This window comes from Flavobacterium pectinovorum, assembly GCF_022802975.1.
Lineage (GTDB): Bacteria > Bacteroidota > Bacteroidia > Flavobacteriales > Flavobacteriaceae > Flavobacterium > Flavobacterium pectinovorum_B.
The window spans coordinates 51415-69631 of the sequence record NZ_JAFEVZ010000015.1; the positions used below are offsets into that span (position 1 = coordinate 51415).

Annotated in this window: 15 protein-coding genes and 1 riboswitch; of the genes, 2 read left to right on the forward strand and 13 right to left on the reverse strand. The window is 35.4% G+C overall.

The features are described 5' to 3' along the window. Positions 1-66: 66 nt before the first annotated feature. A complete protein-coding gene (locus tag FLV_RS17765; protein WP_243235929.1) occupies positions 67-657 on the reverse strand; it encodes an outer membrane beta-barrel protein in 591 nt (196 codons plus the stop codon). Positions 658-803: 146 nt separating this feature from the next. Here FLV_RS17765 and gldA point away from each other — a divergent pair, with 146 nt between their 5' ends. Together gldA and FLV_RS17775 are read left to right on the forward strand one after the other, a co-directional pair. Beyond that, the gene (gene gldA, locus FLV_RS17770; RefSeq protein ID WP_243235930.1) at positions 804-1700 is read left to right on the forward strand and encodes a gliding motility-associated ABC transporter ATP-binding subunit GldA; all 897 of its coding nucleotides are present in this window, start codon (positions 804-806) and stop codon (positions 1698-1700) included. A 280-nt stretch (positions 1701-1980) separates the two neighbouring features. Further along, positions 1981-4425 carry a TonB-dependent receptor gene (locus FLV_RS17775; protein WP_243235933.1) on the forward strand — a complete coding sequence of 815 codons (2445 nt, stop codon included), beginning with the start codon at positions 1981-1983 and terminating at the stop codon, positions 4423-4425. A 126-nt stretch (positions 4426-4551) separates the two neighbouring features. On the opposite strand, the gene FLV_RS17780 is transcribed toward FLV_RS17775, so the two are convergent. The 12 genes from FLV_RS17780 to FLV_RS17830 all read right to left on the reverse strand — a co-directional run bounded on the left by FLV_RS17780 (position 4552) and on the right by FLV_RS17830 (position 18093). Then, entirely contained in the window at positions 4552-5349 is a 798-nt protein-coding gene (locus FLV_RS17780; protein WP_243235934.1) for an alpha/beta hydrolase, read from the reverse strand. Between the two features lie 385 nt (positions 5350-5734). Beyond that, positions 5735-7138: a pyridoxal phosphate-dependent decarboxylase family protein gene (locus FLV_RS17785; RefSeq protein WP_243235935.1), complete on the reverse strand. Its 1404-nt coding sequence runs from the start codon at positions 7136-7138 to the stop codon at positions 5735-5737. Between the two features lie 87 nt (positions 7139-7225). Further along, complete coding sequence (locus FLV_RS17790) at positions 7226-7879, reverse strand: class I SAM-dependent methyltransferase (protein ID WP_243235937.1); 654 nt, start codon at positions 7877-7879, stop codon at positions 7226-7228. A gap of 192 nt (positions 7880-8071) precedes the next feature. Then, positions 8072-9028, reverse strand: a complete 957-nt coding sequence (gene metF / locus FLV_RS17795) for a methylenetetrahydrofolate reductase [NAD(P)H] (protein WP_243235939.1) — start codon at positions 9026-9028, stop codon at positions 8072-8074. Positions 9029-9118: 90 nt separating this feature from the next. Beyond that, on the reverse strand, positions 9119-11794 hold the full coding sequence (gene metH / locus FLV_RS17800; protein WP_243235944.1) for a methionine synthase: 2676 nt from the start codon (positions 11792-11794) through the stop codon (positions 9119-9121). Positions 11795-12058: 264 nt separating this feature from the next. Then, complete coding sequence (locus FLV_RS17805) at positions 12059-12415, reverse strand: PDDEXK nuclease domain-containing protein (protein WP_243235946.1); 357 nt, start codon at positions 12413-12415, stop codon at positions 12059-12061. After that, positions 12381-12998: a DUF1016 N-terminal domain-containing protein gene (locus tag FLV_RS17810; protein ID WP_243235948.1), complete on the reverse strand. Its 618-nt coding sequence runs from the start codon at positions 12996-12998 to the stop codon at positions 12381-12383. Before FLV_RS17810 ends, FLV_RS17805 begins: the two co-directional genes overlap by 35 nt. A gap of 183 nt (positions 12999-13181) precedes the next feature. Continuing rightward, positions 13182-14333, reverse strand: a complete 1152-nt coding sequence (locus tag FLV_RS17815) for a putative phage abortive infection protein (RefSeq protein ID WP_243235950.1) — start codon at positions 14331-14333, stop codon at positions 13182-13184. After that, positions 14333-15337 (reverse strand): homocysteine S-methyltransferase family protein, encoded by a 1005-nt coding sequence (locus FLV_RS17820; protein ID WP_243235953.1) that lies wholly within the window; start codon positions 15335-15337, stop codon positions 14333-14335. The genes FLV_RS17815 and FLV_RS17820 overlap by 1 nt, the downstream gene beginning before the upstream one ends. 264 nt (positions 15338-15601) lie before the next feature. Continuing rightward, positions 15602-15718: riboswitch (SAM riboswitch) on the reverse strand. 214 nt (positions 15719-15932) lie between these two features. Next, positions 15933-16061 (reverse strand): hypothetical protein, encoded by a 129-nt coding sequence (locus tag FLV_RS19975; protein WP_262916471.1) that lies wholly within the window; start codon positions 16059-16061, stop codon positions 15933-15935. 200 nt (positions 16062-16261) lie between these two features. After that, complete coding sequence (locus tag FLV_RS17825; protein WP_243235955.1) at positions 16262-17314, reverse strand: NAD(P)/FAD-dependent oxidoreductase; 1053 nt, start codon at positions 17312-17314, stop codon at positions 16262-16264. A 197-nt stretch (positions 17315-17511) separates the two neighbouring features. Next, entirely contained in the window at positions 17512-18093 is a 582-nt protein-coding gene (locus tag FLV_RS17830; RefSeq protein ID WP_243235957.1) for a bifunctional precorrin-2 dehydrogenase/sirohydrochlorin ferrochelatase, read from the reverse strand. Positions 18094-18217: the final 124 nt, after the last annotated feature.

The following is an 18217-nucleotide window of genomic DNA, read 5'->3' on the forward strand; positions in this document are numbered from 1 at the left end:
TTTACATACGCCATAAAAAAAGCACCCCAATTGGAGTACTCTCTGAAATTGAGCATAAAATTTAGATTAGAAATTCTTTGAAATTCCCACAGAAAATGCCTGTCCGAAAGAAACATTAAAATTCTTAACAGTATCTCCGTTTCCGTTATTTCCGTCAAAATTTAAGGTATTGTAACCTAAACCTCCAATATTAAAATTCAGGCCAAAACCTTTATTAACATTAATAAAAATTGCCGGAGTTACACCAATGTAAAAACCATCACCTTTATTTATAGCTGAAAATGCACCGGTAGAACTAGTTATTTTACTGTTTTGAAAACCAATTCCTAAGTCAGCATAAGCTGAGAAAGTTTGATTTAAAGGTTTAGAATAACGTAAAAAACCTCCTAAAGAAAAATTATTGGTTTTGTACTCCGTATTTCCGAAATCCCGTTTATCTGTTACAACTCCAGCCTCAATACCTACGGTCCAGTTTTGGTGAAATTGATATCCTACTTTTGGAGCAAAACCAAAAGAATTGTTTGTAGTTTCAGAACCGGAGTTAGATACTTTTTGAGATTCATAATTAAAACTTCCCATTACTAGGACAGAACCTTTTTTTTGTGCATTTGTAAAGCTAATCATCGCCAAAGCCGCGATAAGAAAAATTTTTTTCATGATTTGGGTTTTATTAAAATTTACAATCCTCAAGCAAGAACGGTGCCGCCATTACTCATTATTATATTTATTTTAAGAATTCTTTACCTGACAATTTTTAGCAATCCAAACTATTTCTGTTTACTTTTGTAACAAATAAAAAGTCTATGTCGATAGAAGTAAACAGCATATCAAAAAGTTACGGAGAGCAAAAAGCTTTAAATGAAATTTCTTTTAAAATTGAGAAAGGAGAAATCGTAGGGTTTCTTGGTCCAAACGGTGCAGGAAAATCTACTTTGATGAAAATTTTGACTACTTATTTACTTGCCGACAGTGGCTCAGCCCTTGTTAATAGTCATGATGTCATGACAGAGACCAAAAAAGTTCAAAATTCAATCGGGTACTTGCCGGAGCACAATCCTTTATATTTGGATTTGTATGTTCGTGAATATTTGGCTTTTAATGCCGATGTTTACAAAGTTCAAAAATCAAGAATTGAAGAAGTAATCCAACTGACAGGACTATCACCGGAAAGCCATAAAAAAATCAGCCAATTATCTAAAGGATACCGTCAGCGTGTAGGACTTGCCAATGCTTTATTACACAATCCGGATGTTTTGATTCTAGATGAACCCACTACAGGACTAGACCCAAATCAGTTAATCGAAATCCGAAATGTAATTAAAAATGTCGGCAAGGATAAAACCGTTTTTTTATCAACACACATCATGCAGGAAGTCGAAGCCATTTGCGATCGTGTCATTATTATTGATAAAGGAAAAATTGTAGCCGATAAAAAACTGAATAATTTAATCTCAGCCGATAAAGAACAGGTAATCGAAGTTGAATTTGATTATAAAATTGAAGAACAGGTCATTGCTACCATTCCGCATCTAAAATCTTATACCAATATACACGATTGTTTATGGGAATTAACCTTTTTAGCTGATAAAGACATGCGACCGACAGTTTTTGATTTTGCTCACGATAACGGATTGAAGACTTTACAACTTAATCAGAAAAATAAAAATCTGGAAGCTGTATTTAGGGAAATTACTAAATAGGTTTTAGATTTCAGATAATAGAAAGCTCGTTTTAAAATATTTAAAACGAGCTTTCTATTTTTATTTCATCAATGATTTCATGGAAATCTTAAATAATAGCGATAATACAACGGTCGAAATCCGGAGTATTTTTTTTTATAATTCTATGCTTAGATTGAAAAGTACAGAGAACTGAATTGTGGCTCCAATTAATATTGGCTGTTTTTTAGAAATCATTTAAATTTATTTTTATTTAGTCTAAATTATTATATTTTTGCGGTCTAAAATTTAAATAACCGCCATGAAGTTTACTTATTTAATAGTATTGTTAGCCTTTTTCAATATAGGTCAGGCACAAAATGCTAATATTACGGGAAAGATAATTTCCGAAAATAATGAAGCTGTTTCGTATGCTTCTATTTCCATTAAAAATTTAAAAAAAAATACCGTTTCTGATGACAACGGCAATTTTGAAATCACGAATCTTGTACCGGGATCTTATACTGTTTCTTTTTCGGCAATGGGGTTTTCTGATTTCGAAAAAACAATCGAGCTGCATGAAAATGAAAATGCAGAAGTTTCTATAATTTTACAGAAAAACATTAATACACTCCAGGCTGTAGAAATTACAGGACGAAAAGAGAAGTCCTATAAAAATACCAAATCTTTTATTGGAGCTAAAACAGAAATTGCCTTAAAAGATTTACCTCAGGCAGTTTCTTATGCCACAAAAGAGTTAATCGCAGATCAGGGTGCCATTCGCGTAGGCGAAGTTGTAAAAAATTTCAGTGGTGTAAGCCAGTTTACTTTTTATGATGATATCTCCATTAGAGGATTTCGCATCAATGGAGGAAGTAATACGCAATTATTAAACGGAATGCGAACCTCAACAGGTTTCTGGAAACAGCCACTTGCTAATTACTTAGAACGTGTTGAAGTTTTAAAAGGTCCCTCTTCGGCTTTATTTGGAAATGCATCCCCAGGAGGAGTTTTAAACCGTGTCACAAAAAAACCTTTAGATCAAACTGCTAACAGCGTTAGTTTTTCAACAGGCAGTTTTAATACACTAAGAGCTCTGGCAGATTTTACTGGTCCGCTTACAGAAGACAAATCACTTTTATATCGCCTGAATTTGGGTTATGAGAACGCCAATTCTTTTAGAGATTTACAATTTGACAAAAATATCGTGTTAGCCCCGTCTTTGTCTTTTCTACCAAATGATAAAACAAGCGTCAATTTTGATTTGATTTATACCTCTTCAAAAAGCATCCTGGATCGTGGTCAGTCTACCTACGAAAATAATTTGTACTCGACAAAGATTTCCAACTCTTTAAATTCTACAAATGATTACTTAAACGAGGAAACCTACATCGTAACAACTTCGTTAAATCACCAATTTACGGATCGTTTATCTTTTTCAGCTTCCTATATACGTACAGGCTACAGCGAAGATCTACTGGAACATCGCGGTGCTAATAAATATGCTTCTGCAGGTGATGGAACTACAATTTCTACGGCAATTGAAATGCAGGTTTTTCAACGTAAGCGTAAACGTTACATCGATAACCTATCTGCTTTTCTTAAGTATCATGCTAAAACCGGAATTTTCGATCATAACCTGATTGCCGGTTACGATTATGCACAGGAGAATGTTCCTCCCGGAGGTTCTCAATTGCAGGCATCCGGATATCGAAATGCTGCCAACACAGGATTTATCGCAACCTATAATCCTAATAACAAAAGCGCTTATTTATTAGACTCTAAAGGAAATCCGGTACCAAACGTTGCACATTTTGACCTTACGAATCCATCAGGATCTCAGCAATTAAAGGATATGAGTAAATATTTTTATACAGCTCGTCCGTTTGATCCTACCTATTACTCATTGTACGGCGTATATTTTCAGGATCATATAAAATTTGGGGCTTTTCAAGCTTTAATTGGGGTTCGCTATGATGAATATACAGAAAAAGAGAATTATAAAAAAAATACTGAGAAAAAAGTAAAACAACATTCTTTTTTACCGCGTTTTGGTTTAACATATACACTTAATCCAAACATTAATCTTTACGGAACTTATGTAAAAGGATATAATCCGCAAACAGCTTCCTCATTATCAAATCCAAATGCTGGAGGTCCTTTTGATCCTTTAGAAAGTAATATGGTTGAATTTGGAGGGAAATCTTCCTGGTTCAGGGAAAAACTTTTCGTAACGGTAGCCTTATTTAAAATTCAGCAGAAAAACACCTTGTATCCGGCAAATGACACCACTAATCCAGATTTGATGCGTGCTATTGGAGAAGAAGAATCTAAAGGTATCGAGATTGATGTAAACGGAAGTATTACAAGAAACTGGAGTATTTCGGCAGCCTATTCTTATAATGAAGCGTACATAACAGAAAGTCCGGTAACTACAGAAGTTGGAAGGCAAAAGCCTAACACACCCCTTCAGCAGGGCAATATCTGGACGCGTTACAATTTTACAGATGGTGCATTTAAAGATTTTGGAATCGCAATGGGATCTAATTTTGTAACAACCCGTAATTTGAGTCAAACCATAACACAGACAATTCCAGGCTATACCTTGTTTAATGCTGCTTTGTATTATAGCATTAATAAGTTTAAAATTCAGTTGAATGCCAATAATATAACCAACAAGACCTATTGGGTTGGCGGTTATGACTACATTCGCTTGTTCCCAGGAGCGCCATCAAATTGGCTCCTAACACTTGGGTATTCATTTTAATTTTTAATATAGCAACAAAAATATTAATGCATCTAAACAATTAGCCCGGAGTAACATCCGGGCTAATTGTTTTATTGTCTACCTGATGGTGATTGCACTATAACTTCCAAATCAAATTCAAAATCCTTATTTCAAAAAATAATTAGTATCCTCAAACCAATCCGCCAATCGCTGTGGCCAGGTTTTCAACGAATTTGTTTTAGCTCTTTTTCCCATATTAAAAGCATGTCCGCCTTTGGCATACAAATGCATTTCTACCGAAACATTTGCTTTTCGATATCCATTAAGCAGTTCCACAATTGGTGCTGAGCAACAAGAATCATCATTTGCAACTAATAAAAAAGCGGGAGGAGCATCAGCCTTAATCTCTTTCGGAATAAATAATGGACCCGGATAAATCAATATCTGGAAATTGGGCTGTGAGTTCAGTTTATCAATTGCATCCGAAGTATTTTTTAAAATATTATTAGAATCATAAGCAATCAGGGCGACAACTTCTCCACCTGCAGAAAATCCCATAGCACCAATGCGATTTGAGTCTATTTTAAATTCAACCGCTCTGCTTCTTATGAACCTCATCGCCCTTTCGGCGTCCTGCTTCACGTGGGTTTCCAGTTTGTATGGAGAATCTTTTGTCCTTGCTAAACGATATTTCAAAACAAAAGCAGTTACGCCAATACTGTTTAAAAATTCGGCAGCATCTTTTCCTTCCGAATTAAAAACCAGATTTTCATGTCCGCCTCCCGGACAAATAAGTACTGCCATACCGTTTGACTTCTCCGGAAAATAAGCAGTTATCGATGGATTATGAATATTTCTGACCCACCAGTCCTGAGCCTGCTCCGGTTCATCTTTACGATTTTCAAAACCTGGGGCACCTTTTTCCCAAAGCAGAATTTTAAGTCCTTCCTTTTGTCCAAACATTATGTTTGAAAATACCAAAACACATAAACAGATATATCTTTTTTTCTTTAGCATCATTATAATCTGAATTAAATTAACGCTAAATATAAGACAATCATCGTAATGCGTTTAATACAAAATTATCATATACTGATTGTAAAATTAAATTTTTCAGTCATTCGAACTTCTAGCAGAAATCTAATTATAAAAATTAAATATTTTATTTATTTTTATTTAGATTTATTATAAATAATATTATATTTGTATTCATAACAAGTATTAAAATACTTTTTAAACCTAAGGTCTTTAGTTACTTTTTTGTTTTTTATTTTTTTTTGAATAGAAAAGGATCTGTTTTTTAGCAGATCCTTTCTTTTTAAAGTGAAGAAAAATGTTTTTTAAAGGATTAGATTTTAGAAAAAACTTCTTTCATTTCATCAATCACAATACGAATATCTTTTTCAGTTGTTCTCCAATTGACAAACGACGCCCTGATTCCTTTTCGATTTTGGTAAACAGTTGGTGTCATAAATACTTTTCCGGTGTCGTTGAGATTTGTCAAAAACTGAGATACCTTGTCCTGATTATGATTCCCTTTTAAAGTAAAACAAACATTATTCAGGTGAATTGGAGCAAGAAGTTCGAAAATCTCATCTTCAATAAGTGCATTTCCAAAGTGCAAAGCAAGCGCAACACTATTTTCAACTATATCCCTAAAACCTTCTTTACCATAAGCCAGCAAAGAAAACCAAACAGGCAGAGCTCTTAAACGTCTTGAGTTTTCCGGCAGTACATTCAGATAATTAAAATTTTCTAAAGGGTTTCCTAAATAAGGGGCATTGGAATTCTGAAAAGTTTCAATTTGTAAAGCTGTATGTTGTTCTTTTATCAAATAAAAAGCACTTTCATAAGGTACATTCAGCCACTTATGACAATCAATCGTAATACTGTCTGCTCCTTCCCAGCCTTTTACAAAATGTTTGTATTTATCTGAAACAGCTGCAAAACCACCAAAAGCAGCATCAATATGCCACCAGAAATTGTATTTTTCTTTTAGTTTTGAAATAGCTTCAAAATCATCAAAATCGGCAGTATTAACGGTTGCTGCACTTGAAATTAAGATGAATGGCTGTCCTTTTAAACTTTTGATATTTCTTTCTAAATCTTCAATATCAATTGCTTCACGATTTCCTTCAATGGTTTTAATCGCAGTATAATTCTGGCTTCCGATACCCAGCATTGATAATGCTTTTATCGAAGAAGAATGTGGCGTAGCGGAGAAAATATTTATGGTTTCTGAAATTCCGTTTTTAGCAAAATCTTTCCCGGATTGTTTCCCAAACCATTGTCTGGCAACTCCAAGACTGGTAAAATTTGACATTGTGGCACCTGTTACAAATCCTCCCAAAAATGATTTTGGAAGTTCTAATAATTGTAAAAGCAGATTAATTGTTTCAAATTCGATTAAGGCCGAATTCCCACCCTGTGCTGTAACAGCCTGTGTATTTTGATCATAAATTGAAGCCAGCCAGTCACCTGCAATTGAAGCCGGGGTTGAACCTCCTGTTACAAATCCCCAGTATCTTGGTCCCGGAGAAGCTACCATTAGAGGCGCCAGCCTATTATTAAATTCTTCTAAAGCTGCCAAAGACCCCAAACCCGACTGGTTTAATTCACGGTTGGCATCAATTGTTTCTTTTTTGGAAGTGGGAACATTTTCAAGATCATTCAAAAACCCAATTGCCTGCTGTTTTGCTTTTTCAAGTATATTTTCAAAATCGTTTAAATCATGTTGTAAAGCTGAATTCATTATATCTTAATTAAAAAAAATGAAGAATTAAAGTATTAAGTAACAAAATAGAAGGAATTATTAACACAATTAAAATTGGATAAAATTTTACTTCTCTAAAACAAAAGTGGTAAAAGCCCTATCGACAAGTTCGCCTGTTTTGCTTTTTACTTTTTCTGTCTGTGTTTCGGTATAAATAATTTTAAAAGCGGTTTTCTTAATTAATTCCTGCGCTTTTTCTGTACTGTAAAGCTCAAATTCAAATTGTGTAAACGGAAGCGTTTTCATAAAACTTTCCTCTGCAAATGTCAGACAGAAATTTCCGTTTGGTTTTAAAACTCTGTAGATTTCTGAAAGTAATTCTTCAGGCTTCTGCCAAAAATAAATGGTATTTACTGTGAAAATTTTATCGAAAGATGCTGCTTCGAACGGAATAGTATTTCCATCATAAACCGAAAAGAAAGCTTGTTTTTGAGAAACAAAATTTCGGTTGATCTGGCGTGCTTCCCGAAACATTAACTCAGACATTTCGAGTCCGTAGTATTTTAGGTTTTCTGCCTGTTCGAAAATAAATGCTGCGTGTCCGGCATTTCCGTGACCTAATTCAAGAATAGCATTTCCTGCTGAAATATTGAGATTGTGAACTGAATGGCGGGTCATGTTGATGTTGGTTTCATGCATCATGTTGGCCATTTCGATTCCTTTTTCTCCTGTTGGATGTTTTAATTGGGAGGCGATGGCTTGTAATTCTTCTTGTTTCATGATCGTTAAAGTTAAATTCCAATATTTAAAATCCAAATTCCATATTTCCAATCATCTTCCACATTCTTGTCATTTCGACGAAGGAGAAATCTCCACAAGTAACTCCGTTCCTAACATCCGATCTTTGTCGAGCTTCTGGCGGAGATTTCTCCTTCGTCGAAATGACAAACGCGCATTATATTAGTCAAAAAACTAAAAAACCTGACTGGCAATCTGACGAATATTCTCAGATTTACCCATTGAATAATAGTGCAAAAACGGAACTCCGGCTGCTTTTAATTCTTTTGACTGCTGAATCGCCCACTCGACTCCGACTTGTTTGATTTCAGCGTTGTTTTTGCATTTATCAACTTCATGGATCAAATCTTCCGGTAAATCGATACGGAAAATCTGTGGTAAAATTTGCATGTGTTTTTGAACGGCAATTGGCTTAATTCCCGGAATAATTGGCACTGTAATACCCATTTCCCTTGCTTTTTCTACGAAAGCAAAATATTTAGCATTGTCAAAAAACATTTGTGTTACCACATAATCGGCTCCGGCATCAACTTTTTCTTTTAGTCTTCGTAAATCAGACTGCAAAGAAGGCGACTCAAGATGTTTCTCCGGATAGCCGGCAACACCGATACAAAAATCGGCTCTGTTGTCGATATCCATCACTTCGTGAAGATATTTACCACAATTTAAATCATTGATTTGTCTAACCAGATCAACAGCGTAATGATTACCGCCATCTTTAGGAACGAAAGACTGCTCATGTTTCATCGCGTCACCACGAAGCGCCATAACGTTGTTGATTCCCAAATATTGACAATCAACCAACATATATTCGGTTTCTTCCTGTGTGAATCCACCGCAAAGCAGGTGAGGGACAGTATCCACATTGTATTTATGTTTTATAGAAGCACAGATTCCAAGCGTTCCAGGACGCATACGTGTTAGTTTTTTATCCAAAAGTCCGTTTCCTTTGTCGATATAAATAAACTCTTCGCGAGAAGTTGTTACATCAATAAACGGCGGTTTAAACTCCATCAACGGATCGATATTGTCGTATAATTCCTGAATGCTTTTCCCCTTTTGAGGCGGAATAATTTCAAATGAGAATAATGTTTTTCCTTTGGCGTTTTCTATATGTTCTGTTACTTTCATTATTTGTTTTTTGTTTCAAGTTTTAGGTTTCAGGTTTCAAGTTGCTGCAGAGAACTTGAAACCTGAAACCTGAAACCAAAATAACTTTTATTAATCTGCTATATTAGGATTTAACCATTTCATTGCGTAATCGAGCGGTACATTTCGGCGTTTGGCGTAGTCTGTTACCTGATCTTCTTTTATTTTTCCTAGTCCGAAATATTTACTTTTCGGGTTTCCAAAATAGTATCCTGAAACCGAAGAAGCCGGCCACATCGCCATGCTTTCTGTTAAGGTTACTCCAATCTGTTTTTCAACATCTAAAAGTTTCCAGATCGTTGGTTTCTCCAAATGATCCGGACAAGCTGGATAACCTGGCGCAGGACGGATTCCTTTGTAACTTTCTTTAATCAATTCTTCGTTGGTTAAAGATTCTTCCGAATCATAACCCCAGAAATCTTTACGCACTCTCTCATGAAGATATTCGGCGAAAGCCTCTGCAAAACGATCCGCAAGTGCTTTAACCATAATCGAATTATAATCGTCTAAATTCTTCTCGTATTCTGCAGCCCATTCGTCTACCCCAAAACCGGTTGTTACACAGAAAGCGCCCATATAATCCTCAATACCGCTTTCTTTTGGCGCAATAAAATCGGCTAAAGCAATATTTGGAGCGCCTTTTGTTTTTTGACCCTGCACACGTAAAGTCAAAAACTTCTCTAATACTTTTCCGTTTTCATCACGTAATTCGATATCGTCGTCATCCACCTGATTACAAGGAAAAATTCCGAAAATACCTTTTGCTTTTAGTTTTTTCTCCTCCAAAATTACTTTCAGCATCGCCTGAGCATCTGCAAAAACAGAAGTCGCTTGTTCACCCACAACCTCATCCGTTAAAATCGCCGGATATTTTCCGTGCAATTCCCAAGTTTGAAAAAACGGTGTCCAGTCGATATACGGAACCAAAACGTCCAATTCTACTTCGACAATTTGTGCGCCAATTTTTTTAGGTTTGGTCGGAGTATATTCGCTCCAATCCAATTGTAATTTATTTTTACGGGCCTCTTCAATCGTCAGGAAGTTTTTATCTCTGGAACGATTTAAGAACGTTTCTCTAAAAGCATCATATTCTGCACGAATATCTGCTGCATATATTTTTCGGTTATGATCTAACAGATTTCCGGCAACCGTTACGGCTCTCGAAGCATCGTTTACGTGAATGACGGTTTCTCTGTACTGAGGCGCAATTTTCACGGCTGTATGCGCGCGTGAAGTTGTTGCTCCCCCAATCATAATCGGGATTTTAATGTTTTGTTTGTCTAGTTCTTTAGCCAAATAAACCATTTCGTCAAGCGAAGGTGTGATCAGTCCGCTTAAGCCGATAATGTCTACTTCGTGTTCGATAGCTGCTGCGATGATTTTTTCGGGAGGAACCATTACACCCAAATCTACAATCTCATAATTATTACAAGCCAAAACTACCGAAACGATGTTTTTTCCAATATCGTGAACGTCGCCTTTTACAGTTGCCATCAGGATTTTTCCGTTTCCTTGTTTATCTCCGGCTTGTTTGCTCGCTTCGATAAACGGCAATAAATACGCCACCGCTTTTTTCATTACACGAGCCGATTTTACAACCTGAGGCAGGAACATTTTTCCGCTTCCGAATAAATCCCCAACCACATTCATTCCTGTCATCAAATTGATTTCGATAACTTCAATAGGTTTTGTTGCAGCCAAACGCGCTTCTTCTACGTCTTCTTCGATAAAAGCGTCAATTCCTTTTACCAACGAATGCGTAATACGTTCCTGAACGGTTCCAAAACGCCATTCCTGAACCGCTTTTTCATCGCTTTTTACTTCTCCTTTTACATTTTCAGCAAAATCCAAAAGTCGTTCTGTAGCATCGTCGCGTCTGTTTAATATTACGTCTTCAACGTGTTCTAATAAGTCTTTCGGAATATCATCGTAAATCGTCAACATCTCCGGGTTTACGATCCCCATCGTCATTCCGTCCTTAATTGCATGGTATAAAAACACCGAGTGCATCGCTTCACGAACCGTATCATTTCCTCTAAATGAGAATGAAACGTTACTTACACCACCACTGATATGTGCATGGGGCAAGTTTTCACGAACCCATTTTGTTCCTCTAAAAAAGTCAATGGCATTCAGGCGGTGTTCCTCCATTCCTGTTGCCACCGGAAAAATGTTCAAATCGAAAATAATATCCTGTGGAGGAAAACCAACTTTGTTGACCAAAATATCATACGAACGCTGGCAAATTTCCACACGACGCTCGTAATTATCCGCCTGACCTACTTCGTCAAAAGCCATAATAATGGCCGCAGCTCCGTAGCGTTTGATTAATTTAGCGTGATGAATAAAAGCTTCTTCCCCTTCTTTTAACGAAATCGAGTTGACAACACTTTTTCCTTGTACTACTTTCAGACCTGCTTCGATAATTTCCCATTTTGAACTGTCGATCATAATCGGCACTCTCGAAATGTCGGGTTCTGCAGCAATCAAATTCAGGAATTTTGTCATTGCCTGAACACCATCAAGCATTCCTTCATCCATATTAATATCGATGATCTGTGCTCCTCCTTCTACTTGTTGTCTTGCAATATCAAGCGCCTCGTCATATTTCTCTTCCTTGATTAAGCGAAGGAATTTTCTCGAACCTGTTACATTTGTACGTTCTCCGATGTTTACAAAAACACTTTCCGGCGTAATAATCAAAGGTTCTAATCCTGCTAATAAAAGGTCTCTTCTTTTTTCTGTCATTTTCTTTTTAAGTTTCTACCCCGATAGCTATCGGGGCTAAGATGCTTAGATTCTGAGTTTTTTATTCTATTTTTTTCCTGCAAGGTTTGAAACTTGTAGGTATTTATGTTTATTATTTTGGGCGTGTCCCAAGGGCCGGGCTATGCGTTACAAGTCCTCGACCAATTTCGTTATCACTACATTGGTCTGTGGGCTTTTCACTTCTATCCCTCACGCAATCTCGGTTTCATAATAAATTTATGTTTTCCCTAGACTTATTCTTTCTTATTCTAACAATTTATCCAATTGATTTTGAAGCGTTTTTTTATCCGGCAGATACAATTGATATTTACTCAACAAAACTTTATTTGTAATGCTATCTGTTGCATATTCAACCAAAATATGATTTTTATGAGCTCCTAAAACAATTCCAATCGGTTCATTATCTCCTTCTGTTGCTTCTTCCTTTTTGAAATAATTCAGATACAAATTCATCTGACCAATATCCTGATGATCAATTTCGCCTCTTTTCAAATCAACCAAAACGAAACATTTTAATATTCGGTGGTAAAAAAGCAAATCCTTTGCCCATTTCCATGATGAATTGCTATAAATTCGAAATAATTTTCTCCTCCAATTCATTTTCAAAATATTGATATTGCTCCGGAATATTCAAAAAATCCAATACAAAAGGATCTTTAATCAAATCTTCTGGATTCTCTACAATATGTCCTTCTTTGGCTAATTTTAAAACGCCTTCTTTGTCTTTACTCAAAGCCAGTCTTTCGAACAAAGAACTTTTCATTTGACGTTTTAGCTCCCGAACACTCCAACGTTCATGCTGGCATTGTTTAGCATAAAAACTAATTTCTAAGTCCGAGTTAGCTTTTAAAATTTCAAAATAATGACTCCAAGTCAATAAGTGAGACAGTGTCTCACTTATTGGAAACGATAGATAAAACTTACGCATGTATAAAAGATTAGATCGACTGAACCCTTTTCCATGAGCTTGTGCCAAATCCTTTGAAAGCCTTTCAAACAATTGACTCCCATACTCCGCCTTTTCACTTCCTTTTTGTTCGAACTCTACAATATGCTGCCCAATGTACCAATACGTTTGCACCAAAATAGTATTTACCGATTGCGCCGCCTGCTGCCTACCTTGCTGCAACAAACTGCCAATTTTATCGATAAGTTCGCTATATGGATGCTTTTCTAAGTTCATATTTGCTATTCTGTGTTTTGCAAAGTTTTATTATTTTTAAACTTTTACACTTCTATTTTGGGCGTGTCCCAAGGGCCGGGCTATCCGTTACAAGTCCTCGACCAATTTCGTTAGCACTGCATTGGTCTGCGGGCTTTTCACTTCTATCCCTCACGCGAATCCGGTTTCATAAGATTATTCAATCTATTCATAGACCTTCTCATCTAAATATTTTCTACGAGCCGTAATCTCTTCTTGTTCATATTCTACATTTGGGTAGAACGATTTTATTTTATATTTAGCTAGAACTGATTTCGAAACATTTCTAATTAAATCATATTTTGTGATAAATTGCTCATTTTCATCTTCTTTATCAGAACCTATATTTTTCAATTCCCAATCTCTTCCTAAAATTGAGATACTATTTAAAAAAAACAATTCTTGCTCATGGTTTGATAATTGTGTTCTTAATAATTTAGAATAGTTCCACTTTTCAAGATAACTTAATTTGTTTTGTCCATTTATATACTTCACTATCATAAATAAGTGTCGATAGTAATGCCCTAAATTACTTTGATGACCATTATAAAACTTATCAAATTTTTCATTATTTGGAAAATTAAAATTTTCAAAATCTAACATAATTTTTTTCCAATTTTCTATCGCATCTTCATTGTTTCGATATTCAACCGGTTTATTAGACAGATAATTTAGCAACTGAATTAAATAATCATCATTATAATTTCCACTTAATAGTGATTTTATATTTTTTCTGCCAGTTACTCCAACTCCATAGAAAAAAATAACATATGATAGTTCTAAAACTATCCAAGATGAAATTTTTATACCCTCTTTATATTTTACAAGTTTTTTTCGGTAATCTAAATTTGTTATACTTTCAACTTTATATTGCTTCGATTCATTAAACTGTATAATTTCCTTTTTTAATGTATTATAATTATTTATCAAATGAGAAAAAACTCGTTTCCCTTCAAAAAGATTTCCACTTTTTCTTCCAATAAACTTTAAATCGCTGACATTTAAATTATAACTATCAAGCATTTTATATAATCGAGATTCGAAAACTTGTATCTCAAATTGCTTTTGAATTAATTTATTTGCCTTTACTTGCTCTCGTAATGCCTTATATACTAAAATAGAGCCGAAAAACCCCAAAGCAGTGCCAAGAGTTCCACTTATGGTTGTTGCAATATCTTGGGATGATTTATTTATTAAAACATACTTAAAAAAATACAAGAAAAAAAATGAAAATAAAGTACAGGTAATGAATGAATTAAACAAAAACTGTTTTCCATTTCTAAGTAATTTAAATTTCTTTCTTTTATCTACTTTCATTATTCAAAAACTGGTGCCACACGTGGCTTATAATCCTTCGCAACCTCAGCCATTAATCGAATATGATCCGGAGTTGTTCCGCAACAACCGCCGATGATATTAATCAAATTATCCTCTAAATATTCTTTAATGAATGCCTGAGTCTGTTCTGGTGTTTCATCATATTGTCCGAATGCGTTTGGCAATCCTGCGTTTGGATGTGCCGAAACATTAAAGCTTGTGTTATGCGCTAATGTTTTTAAATACGGTTTCAGCAAATCGGCTCCTAATGCGCAATTGAAACCAACACTCAATAACGGAATATGTGAAACTGAAATCAGAAATGCTTCAACCGTTTGTCCGGAAAGCGTTCTTCCTGAAGCATCGGTAATCGTTCCTGAAACCATGATCGGAATATCCAGATTACGTTCGTCTTTTACTTCTTCGATGGCAAAAAGTGCTGCTTTTGCGTTTAGTGTGTCGAAAATCGTTTCTACCAAAAGTAAATCGCAGCCTCCGTCCATTAAAGCTTCTACCTGTTGTTTGTATGCAATCCGTAAATCATCAAAAGTTACGGCTCTGTAACCCGGATCGTTTACGTCTGGTGACATACTTGCGGTACGGTTCGTCGGTCCGATTGAACCGGCTACAAAACGTGGTTTTTCAGGATTTTTAGCTGTGAATTCATCCGCAACTTGTCTTGCAATTTTTGCCGATTCGTAGTTTAATTCGTAAACCAGATCTTCCATGAAATAATCGGCCATACCGATTGTAGTTCCGGAAAAAGTATTGGTTTCTACGATATCCGCGCCTGCTTCGTAATACGCAGCGTGTACATCACGAATTGCCTTTGGCTGTGTTAGGGATAATAAATCGTTGTTTCCTTTTAACGGATGCGGGAAATCTTTGAAACGCTGGCCACGAAAATCTTCTTCTGAGAAGTTGTAGCGTTGTAACATGGTTCCCATTGCTCCGTCAAGGATTAGGATATTTTTTTTAATCGCTTCCTGAATTGTTATTGACATATCTTTTTCTTTTAGGCACTAAGACGCTAAGGTTCTAAGATGCTAAGTTTTTATTTATTATTAATTCCAAAAGTTCACTATTGCCGGCTCATTAGCCCCGATGGAAGCAAATATCCTTTTATTCTGGGGTTCAGAATAAAAGATATTTGTGTACAGCGGGAACTGTTGACGGCAAAAATGCGCCAATGATTCGCTCGAAATACTGAATCTGTTTCAGTAATATTGTAGTTGTCAGGAAAAGTTTAAGAAATACTTTATGTATTTGTGTTATCTATCTTAAATACTGTGTTTGTAGTGTTTAAGTAGAATGTAGCACCTTCTTTATGGCAAAGGGTTGCTAAGGTTTCATTGGGTCTTTCCCTCCGCCTTTCGTGATAACTTTCAATAAAATTAGGAACGGCGCAAAGGTACAAAATAGCCTTTCGACTTGCAAGTTTTTTTTTAGATTCTAAAACACTAAGGTTCTGAGGTTTTAAGCTTATATTTTCCGAAATAAAAAAGCTCAAACCATCTAATAGTTTGAGCTTTTGATTTTAAATTCTTAGTCTATAAGGCCTAAAGTCTCAGGCTTATTAATGTCATCAAAATGGGTAGTTTAAAAACTTCTGTCCCATTTTAGAAATGTATCCATGACTTCCTGATGATCTGTTAATTCATTATCTGTCATTTTCATTTCACTGCTAATTTTTGAATTTTCTTCCAGTAGTTGTTCGTCATTGTTCATAATAGATAATTTGTTTAATACTTTCTTAAAGTTAGTATTTTATATTTGTTATTCAAAATTTATTTTTAGATTACAAAGTTAATAAGCTTCTTATGGACAAAGATTAAGTTAACATCAACAAAAAGCCCAAACTAAAAAAGTTTGGGCTTTACTATCTAAAATCTTAGAAACTTAGTTGCTCAGCAACTTAGAAACTCAGACTAAACTATCGCTTTCACAACTGCTTTTGGAGCTTCTTTACGAGTTCCGTCGAAACCATCAACACCAGAAACTGTCGTATATTTTAATACGTATTTTTTACCTGGATTGATGATTGCGTATGCTGCCTGACACATTAAAGTCGCTTCGTGGAAACCACAAAGGATTAGCTTTAATTTTCCAGGGTATGTATTTACGTCTCCAATAGCGAAAATTCCCGGAATATTAGTCTGGTAATCTAATGCATTGTTTACTTTAATTGCATTTTTCTCGATTTCTAATCCCCAGTCAGCAATTGGTCCTAATTTTGGCGTTAACCCGAAAAGTGGAATAAAGAAATCTGTTTCGATTTTACGGTGTGCTCCGTTTTCTTCGATATCCAAAGATTCTACGTGCTCAGCACCGTTTATTCCAATTACCTCAGCTGGCGTGATCAATTTGATTTTTCCGGCTGATTTTAGTTCCTGTACTTTTTCTACAGAATCCAAAGCGCCTCTAAATTCGTTTCTACGGTGAATCAAAGTTACTTCTGAAGCTACATTGGCAAGGAAAATACTCCAGTCTAATGCTGAATCTCCTCCTCCTGCAATCACTACTCTTTTATCTCTGAATTTTTCAGGATTTTTGATGAAGTATTTTACACCTTTATCTTCATAAAATTCGATATCTTCAATAAGAGGTTTTCTTGGTTCAAAACTTCCTAAACCTCCTGCAATGGCAATTACAGGTGCGTGGAATTTCTTTCCTTTATTTGACGTTACGATAAAACTTCCGTCTTCTTGCTTTTCGATAGTTTCTGCACGCTCACCTAAAGTGAAACCTGGCTCAAACTGCTTAATCTGCTCCATTAAACCATCCACTAAATCTCCTGCCAAAACTTCCGGAAAACCAGGAATATCATAAATAGGCTTTTTTGGATACAACTCCGAAAGCTGTCCGCCCGGTTGTGGCAAAGCATCCAAAATATGGCATTTTAATTTTAATAATCCTGCCTCGAATACGGCAAATAAACCTGTTGGTCCTGCTCCAATTATAAGTATATCTGTTTTAATCATTATGGTGTTGTTTATAATCATTCTTAATAATACAAAGAAACGAATAATTTATTCTAATTTCAATGATTTTTATCATTCATTTCTTTGCGAAATTTTTTACTCTTTATTTTTTAATGAAGCCGTAATTTCGTTCATTCTTTGTACATCGGGTTGAAACCCGACGCTATAATATGATTCGTTCCTCCGGAACTTTTTTGTTATTCTTTATTCTTCAAAGAAGCTGTTATTTCATTCATCTTCTTTACTTTATCTTCAAAATCGCCTTTCAAAGTTTTTCTGTATTCATTGAGATTTTCGACCATTTTGTTGATGTCCTCCGGAATCACTTCTTCAAAAAACTCACGAAGCCTTTTGGCTGTTGTTGGTGATTTTCCGTTGGTCGAAATGGCAATTTTTACATTTCCTTTTGTTACGATTCCGCCCAGATAATAATCACATAAATCAGGCGTATCAGCAATATTGCAAATCAAATAACGCTTTCTGGACAAATCGTAAACCCTTTTATTCACCGCTAAATCATCCGTGCAGGCAATTACCATGTGGCGTTTTTTGAGCATTTTCTTCTTGAACTTTGCTTCCGTCAGTTTAATTGAAGGATGCTTTTCTGCTAAAACTTTAATTTCTAAATGAAAGTCAGGTGCAACCACTTCAACATTGGCATTTGGACTCGACTTTAATAAAAAAGAAAGCTTTTCCAATCCAACATTTCCTCCGCCTACAATCAGCACATTTAGATTGTGAAGTTTTAAGAATACCGGATATAATTCGTTTTGTTCCATTTTAATTTTTTGTTTCGCCGAAAATACTAAAATCTGACGTTACAATTTTTATTTTATCATCGGGAAATATCCGACGTAACACCATTTTTCGTTCTTTTCATCGGGTTAAAACCCGACGCTACAA